Below are 5,137 nucleotides of genomic sequence, written 5' to 3'. Positions count from 1 at the left end.
TACGGCGTCAGCCAGACGCTGCTGAAGGTCTCCGCGCTTTTCGGCTGACCCAACTGCGCACCTACCCCACTGCGCACCTCCCCCGCATCACCTCGGCGCCGCGACCGGTCAGCCAATCCGCGGCATGGACCGCCGCTGCGAGCAGCATCCACCCGGTGAAGAGACCGATCGGAGCATCCGCCAAGAGGGCTTCCACCGGTTCCCGGCCGGGGTGGCGGGTCAGTCCGTAGACCGCCCAGCCCAGGGATGCCAGCACCAACAGGGTAAGGGCCAGCGTCAGCCCCGCCTGTCCGGCCCGCGCTGCCACGACGCTGCCCGCGGTCAGCAGCATCGCCGCCGCGACCGGCCATCCGGTGGAGCGCTGCCGTGCCGACTCGCGCACGGCCGGCCACCACTGGAAGATCGTGTAGCCGAAGAGGCCCAGGTAAATCAGCGACCAGATCTCGGCTGCCCGGGCGTCCAGCGACAGCAGGGTCCGGTCGGGGGAGGGAAGCCCACCGCCCGCATCATGGATCGGAGTGCCGCCGAGCAGGCCCACGCTGCTGGCTCCTGCCAGCAGGCACGCGACCAAAGCGACGGTCACCGCGCACTGGCGTGCCAGGTCGGCGGCCAGCAGGGATCGAAGCCGGCGGACCGGGGGCAGCGCGGTAGCCATCAAGGGTTCCATGGAAGGCGCAGTTTTCACTCTGCTCCCAGGTCGGCGGAAGGGGATGCGGCGGGACGCGGGATGACGGCGTCGGCAGCGCCATTGGCACGCAGGTAGGCCCGCCGGCGGAAGCCGATCACGGCCGTGATCACCGAAGCCACCAGGACGCCCACCACCGTCCCGATCAGGATGTTGACCCAAAACGGGAAGGTGGACACCGTGCCCGCGACGTAGCCCAGCCCGATCATCCACGCGGCCCACAGCACCGATCCGGCGGCGGAGGCGAGCAGGAACGGCTTGAACGGCACATCCGCCAGCCCGGAGGCCGCAACCGAGGCCGTCCGGCCGCCCGGGATGAAACGGGCCGCCACCACCGCGGCGTAGGTGGAGGATTCACCCGCTTTGCTCAGGGCCAGCGTCACCCCTCGGTCGATCATCCGGCCCCAGCTGTAACGGTTAAGCCAAGCGTTGACGCCGCGCTGAAACAGCAGGAAAAGCAGGAGGTCGCCGAGCCAACTGCCCAGCACCGCGGCCAGGATAACCAGCGGCAGGATCAGTTCACCGTTGGCCAGCAGAGTGCCGCCGCCGATCACCATCACTTCCGACGGAGATGCCGGCATCGCGGCGTCGAGAATAACCAGCAGCAGCGTCATGGGGTAATACACCCACTGCAGCGGCCCCTCGGGAATCTCCATTGGCCCAATCTATCGGGAATACAGGCTCGGTGGCAGACTGGAAAAGATGGAAATCCGCATCCTTGAAGGCGACATCACCCAGCGTCAGGTGGACGCCATAGTGAACGCCGCCAATTCCAGCCTGCTCGGCGGCGGGGGAGTGGACGGGGCCATCCACGCCGCCGCGGGACCGCAACTGCTGGAAGCCTGCCGCCTGCTGCGCGCCACCGAACTGCCGGACGGGCTGCCGCCGGGCCACGCGGCGGCCACCGAGGGCTACTTCCTGCCGGCCAAGTGGGTGATCCATACCGTGGGGCCAAACCGCCGTGCCGGCCAGACCGACCCGGAGCTGCTGGCCAGTTGCTTTCGGGAATCCCTCCGCGTGGCCGACGGGTTGCGGGCCGAGACGCTGGCGTTCCCGGCGATCGGTGCCGGCGTCTACGGCTGGGATGCGGAGACGGTCGCCCGCCGCGGCATCGGCGAGGTTCTCAAGTACGACGGCGGCGGGATCCGGGTGGTCGAATTTGTCCTGTTTTCGGCGGGGCTGGCGGAGACCTTCCGCCGCGTCCACGCGGAACTGGGCGGTTAGCCCTTATCCCGGAGGCCGTAGTAGCGGCGCAGCCACAGCGAGAGACCGTCCAGGCCCGGGAAGAGCACCCGTTCGGTGACATTGGCCTGGTCAAGGTGGTCCCGGATGCGCCACTTGAGTGTCGCCGGGATGATGATCTTGCGGTAGATCCCGGGATGGCGCCCCAGCCACTCGTCCAGGCCCGCCGATGAGTCCGACATGGTGGAAAAGATCGCCGCCTGGTTCACGATCCGCTCGTCCAGCGACGGCGGTTCGAAGAACAAGGGCACGCTCCGCCCGTCCGCGTCAGTGAAACGGTCGAACTCGTCCAGGGTGAAGGCGGCACGGGAGAGAACGCCGGTGGTGAACAGGCCGCCGCCCAGTGACTCGACCGCGGCGCGCAGTTCCTCGGGCAGCGTGCGGTGGGCGGCCGCATAGTCGACGCACCAGACGGCACCGTCCTCGTCGTACCTGCTCGTGTCCCGGGTGGCGAAGTGCAGCGCCACGTAGGGCGAGTGCGACCAGTCCAGCAGCCGGGTCGGCAGGCCATGGTGCTGGGCGACGCTCAGCCAATTCCAGTCCGAGTCCCCCGGTGAGGTGTCCCGGTGGGCGTACTTGCGGAAGTTGCGTAGGATGTGCCGTTCCACATCCGTCTCCTGCTGCCCGCGCAGCCGGACCAGCCCGGTGGAAAGATCCCGGGCGGCGGAGGTGTGGCCGCGGTAGGCGACCGTCGGCCTGAACTTCCCCTGCGAGGATTGCCAGCGGCTCTCGGTCAGGGTGGCGATTAGGCCAAACAGGTCGTCGCCGTCCGGGTGGACGACGGACTCCTGCCCGCCTCCCGCGGGGGCAGGGCCGTTTTCGGCCACGCCTCGCGCGGGGTGGCCGTTTTCAGCCATCAGGACGGTCCGCGCTCGATGGCCTGCTGCACCGCCGAAGCGATGCCGCCGGCGAACGGCTCCCCGTGGCCCGGGAGGGCGATTCGTGCCTCCGTCTGCGCCAAGGCCTGGAGCGACTGGAGTGCTTGCCGAGTGTCCGCGGTGGCGGCGGCAGCTACTATGTGCGGTCCGCGGGCGCCGGTATACGGGTCGAGGGTGACCAGCGCGTCGCCGGTGATCAAGGCCCCGCGCCCTGGAAAGTGCAAGGCGCAGTGCCCGGCAGTGTGTCCGGGAGTGGGCACCACCATCGGTGCGCCGGGCAGCGTTGCGGCGGCACCGTCGTCGAGCGTCCGCAGGTCCGTGACACCCTTGACCATGAGCGCGCCGGCTGCCGTCATCCGGCTCAGGATGGGTATGCACCGGGGGTACTTGACGGGATAGATGAGGCGGTTTTTCTCGTGCTTGTACCGGTACGGATGGGCGGCGATGTAGTAGTCGCCGGGGTGGCAGTACACCGGGACGTCGAGGTCGTGCTGCAACCGGGCGGCAAACCCCACATGATCGAAATGGGCGTGCGTCAATACCAGGGCACTGATGTCGCGGGGCGAACGGCCCAGCTCCCGGATGGCTGCCACGGTCATCTTCCACATGGCCGGCAGTCCGGCGTCGACCAGCATGATCCTGTCGCCGTCCTCGACGATGTAGAGGTTCACATCGGCATGGCCGACGCGGTGGATGTTTTCGGCGACGTTGCGTTGAAACATATCTGCCTTTCGGAGTCAGGGCATCCCCGCGGCGCTGCCGGCCGCGGGGATGCGTGGCGTGCTATTCCTTGCGCAGCTTGTCCTGGACCGCCCCGGCAGTCTTCTCGACCAGGTTGGGAAGCTCCGTGGTCCCGTAAAAGCGTGCGTCCGGGTGGGTCGGCTTCGGCATCGGGGCGGCAGTGGTGGGGCCGTCGTGGTAGGTGAACTCGCCCTTGCCGTCGGGGGAAGCCCCGCTCGCCCAGGAACCTTGTGCCGCGGCAGCCCCGTCGGAGAAGTTCTGGTACTGGTAGGCCACGTCCCGGTTCTCTTTGGACAGCGGGAAGTTGCTCGGCACCGGCAGGGTTTCGGACCCCTCTTCCTGGAGTTCCCGTGCCGCGGCGATCCACTGGTTCTGGTGCATGGTGTCCCGGGCGAGCAGGAAGGAGAGCATATCGCGCACGCCGTGGTCGTCCGTCATGTGGTAGAGCCGGGCTACCTGCAGCCGGCCCTGCATCTCGGCGTTCGCGTTGGAGGTGAAGTCTGCGAGCAAGTTGCCGCTGGCGGTAATGTAGCTTCCCGACCAGGGGTTTCCGTTGCTGTCAACCGGGCGGGCGCCCGCCCCTGCGACGATGGCCTGCTGGACATCGGTTCCGCCCACCACCGCGGCGATCGTCGGATCAGATTGGACTGCTTCGTCGGTGATGCCGAGCGGGGCTTTCTCCAGCAGCTGCGCAATCATCTTGGCCAGCATCTCCACGTGGCCGAACTCCTCCGCGGCAATGCCGAAGAGCAGGTCCTTGTACTTGCCGGGGATGTGGATGTTCCACGCCTGAAAGCTGTACTGCATGGCGACCGTGATCTCGCCGTACTGACCGCCCAGGACCTCCTGAAGTTTTCGGGCGTAGACGGCGTCCGGCTGGTTTGGTTCGGCTTTGTATTGGAGCTCTTGTTTATGGAAGAACATCTGCGGCAACCTCCGCGAAAATGGGCTCGCCGTCGCTACTGCCAACTCATCTGTCCGGGCTGGCCACGTGCGGGCCGGATGCCTTCCACGCTAGGCACGCTGAATTTAATAAGCAACCTTAGTGACCGGCAGCGGGGTGCCCGGACTTCGATTGAAGCCAGTCCTTCGGCAGCAGGCGGGTCAGGGCGGCGAAGCGTGGATTTTCGTAGTCCCCTGCGGCACAATTGCCGCAGGCACACCGCCCAGATCCACTCCGACGACGGCGAGAGGTGTTCCGTATGCGCCAGGCAGGTTTGGCCGTCGCCCACGGCGTGTTCAACGTGGCCTTCGGGGTGTGGCCGCTGCTGCACTACCGCAGCTTCGAAGCGGTGACCGGGCCGAAAGCGGAGCCTTGGCTGGTCAAGACTGTCGGCGGCCTGATGATTGCGGCGGGCCATGCGCAGATCAGGGGCGCCGGGACTTCCGACGGCACAGCCGCTGCCCGGCGGATCGGCATGGGGGCGGCTGCCACCTTTGCGGCCGTCGACATCCTCACCGCGGTGCCCGGACGGATCAGTAGGATCTATCTTCTCGACGCCGTGGTCGAGGCCTGCTGGCTGGTCGCCTGGGCGCGGCGCCCGGTCTAAGGGCGTCGCCGCTTGCGGGTTCCGCGGAGCCCGGCGCGCGG

8 protein-coding genes are annotated in these 5,137 nt (G+C 67.8%); 3 read left to right on the top strand and 5 right to left on the bottom strand.

Features of this window, described 5'->3' with window-relative positions; translation table 11 throughout:
• Nucleotides 1–48 (top strand): MFS transporter small subunit (locus AC5RUJ_RS10765; RefSeq protein ID WP_494155851.1); only part of this gene is annotated, 48 nt, incomplete at its 5' end.
• A gap of 13 nt (nucleotides 49–61) precedes the next feature.
• On the opposite strand, the gene AC5RUJ_RS10760 is transcribed toward AC5RUJ_RS10765, so the two are convergent.
• Together AC5RUJ_RS10760 and AC5RUJ_RS10755 are read right to left on the bottom strand one after the other, a co-directional pair.
• Entirely contained in the window at nucleotides 62–655 is a 594-nt protein-coding gene (locus AC5RUJ_RS10760) for a TspO-related membrane protein (protein WP_494155850.1), read from the bottom strand.
• Nucleotides 656–681: 26 nt separating this feature from the next.
• Complete coding sequence (locus tag AC5RUJ_RS10755; protein ID WP_494013082.1) at nucleotides 682–1,341, bottom strand: DedA family protein; 660 nt, start codon at nucleotides 1,339–1,341, stop codon at nucleotides 682–684.
• Nucleotides 1,342–1,387: 46 nt separating this feature from the next.
• Here AC5RUJ_RS10755 and AC5RUJ_RS10750 point away from each other — a divergent pair, with 46 nt between their 5' ends.
• Nucleotides 1,388–1,909 (top strand): O-acetyl-ADP-ribose deacetylase, encoded by a 522-nt coding sequence (locus AC5RUJ_RS10750; RefSeq protein ID WP_494002260.1) that lies wholly within the window; start codon nucleotides 1,388–1,390, stop codon nucleotides 1,907–1,909.
• On the opposite strand, the gene AC5RUJ_RS10745 is transcribed toward AC5RUJ_RS10750, so the two are convergent.
• From AC5RUJ_RS10745 to AC5RUJ_RS10735, 3 genes are all read right to left on the bottom strand, one after another.
• Entirely contained in the window at nucleotides 1,906–2,784 is an 879-nt protein-coding gene (locus AC5RUJ_RS10745; RefSeq protein ID WP_494048872.1) for an FRG domain-containing protein, read from the bottom strand. The two genes, AC5RUJ_RS10750 and AC5RUJ_RS10745, sit on opposite strands and share 4 nt — an antisense overlap.
• Nucleotides 2,784–3,527, bottom strand: coding sequence for an MBL fold metallo-hydrolase (locus tag AC5RUJ_RS10740; RefSeq protein WP_494048871.1), 744 nt, complete (start codon nucleotides 3,525–3,527; stop codon nucleotides 2,784–2,786). Before AC5RUJ_RS10740 ends, AC5RUJ_RS10745 begins: the two co-directional genes overlap by 1 nt.
• A gap of 61 nt (nucleotides 3,528–3,588) precedes the next feature.
• Nucleotides 3,589–4,470 (bottom strand): manganese catalase, encoded by an 882-nt coding sequence (locus AC5RUJ_RS10735; protein ID WP_494002263.1) that lies wholly within the window; start codon nucleotides 4,468–4,470, stop codon nucleotides 3,589–3,591.
• Between the two features lie 278 nt (nucleotides 4,471–4,748).
• Between AC5RUJ_RS10735 and AC5RUJ_RS10730 the strand changes: the two genes are divergently transcribed.
• On the top strand, nucleotides 4,749–5,096 hold the full coding sequence (locus AC5RUJ_RS10730) for a hypothetical protein (RefSeq protein ID WP_494002264.1): 348 nt from the start codon (nucleotides 4,749–4,751) through the stop codon (nucleotides 5,094–5,096).
• Nucleotides 5,097–5,137 lie beyond the last annotated feature (41 nt).

It is taken from the genome of Arthrobacter sp. Y3223164, from assembly GCF_059091005.1.
Note: the sequence above shows the minus strand (reverse complement) of the source record. Positions and strands in the feature narration are given on the sequence as shown.

Coding starts and splice junctions, on each gene's coding strand:
- AC5RUJ_RS10760 (WP_494155850.1), bottom strand. CDS start 655: ATGGCTACCGCGCTGCCCCCGGTCCGCCGGCTTCGATCCCTGCTGGCC.
- AC5RUJ_RS10755 (WP_494013082.1), bottom strand. CDS start 1,341: ATGGAGATTCCCGAGGGGCCGCTGCAGTGGGTGTATTACCCCATGACG.
- AC5RUJ_RS10750 (WP_494002260.1), top strand. CDS start 1,388: ATGGAAATCCGCATCCTTGAAGGCGACATCACCCAGCGTCAGGTGGAC.
- AC5RUJ_RS10745 (WP_494048872.1), bottom strand. CDS start 2,784: ATGGCTGAAAACGGCCACCCCGCGCGAGGCGTGGCCGAAAACGGCCCT.
- AC5RUJ_RS10740 (WP_494048871.1), bottom strand. CDS start 3,527: ATGTTTCAACGCAACGTCGCCGAAAACATCCACCGCGTCGGCCATGCC.
- AC5RUJ_RS10735 (WP_494002263.1), bottom strand. CDS start 4,470: ATGTTCTTCCATAAACAAGAGCTCCAATACAAAGCCGAACCAAACCAG.
- AC5RUJ_RS10730 (WP_494002264.1), top strand. CDS start 4,749: ATGCGCCAGGCAGGTTTGGCCGTCGCCCACGGCGTGTTCAACGTGGCC.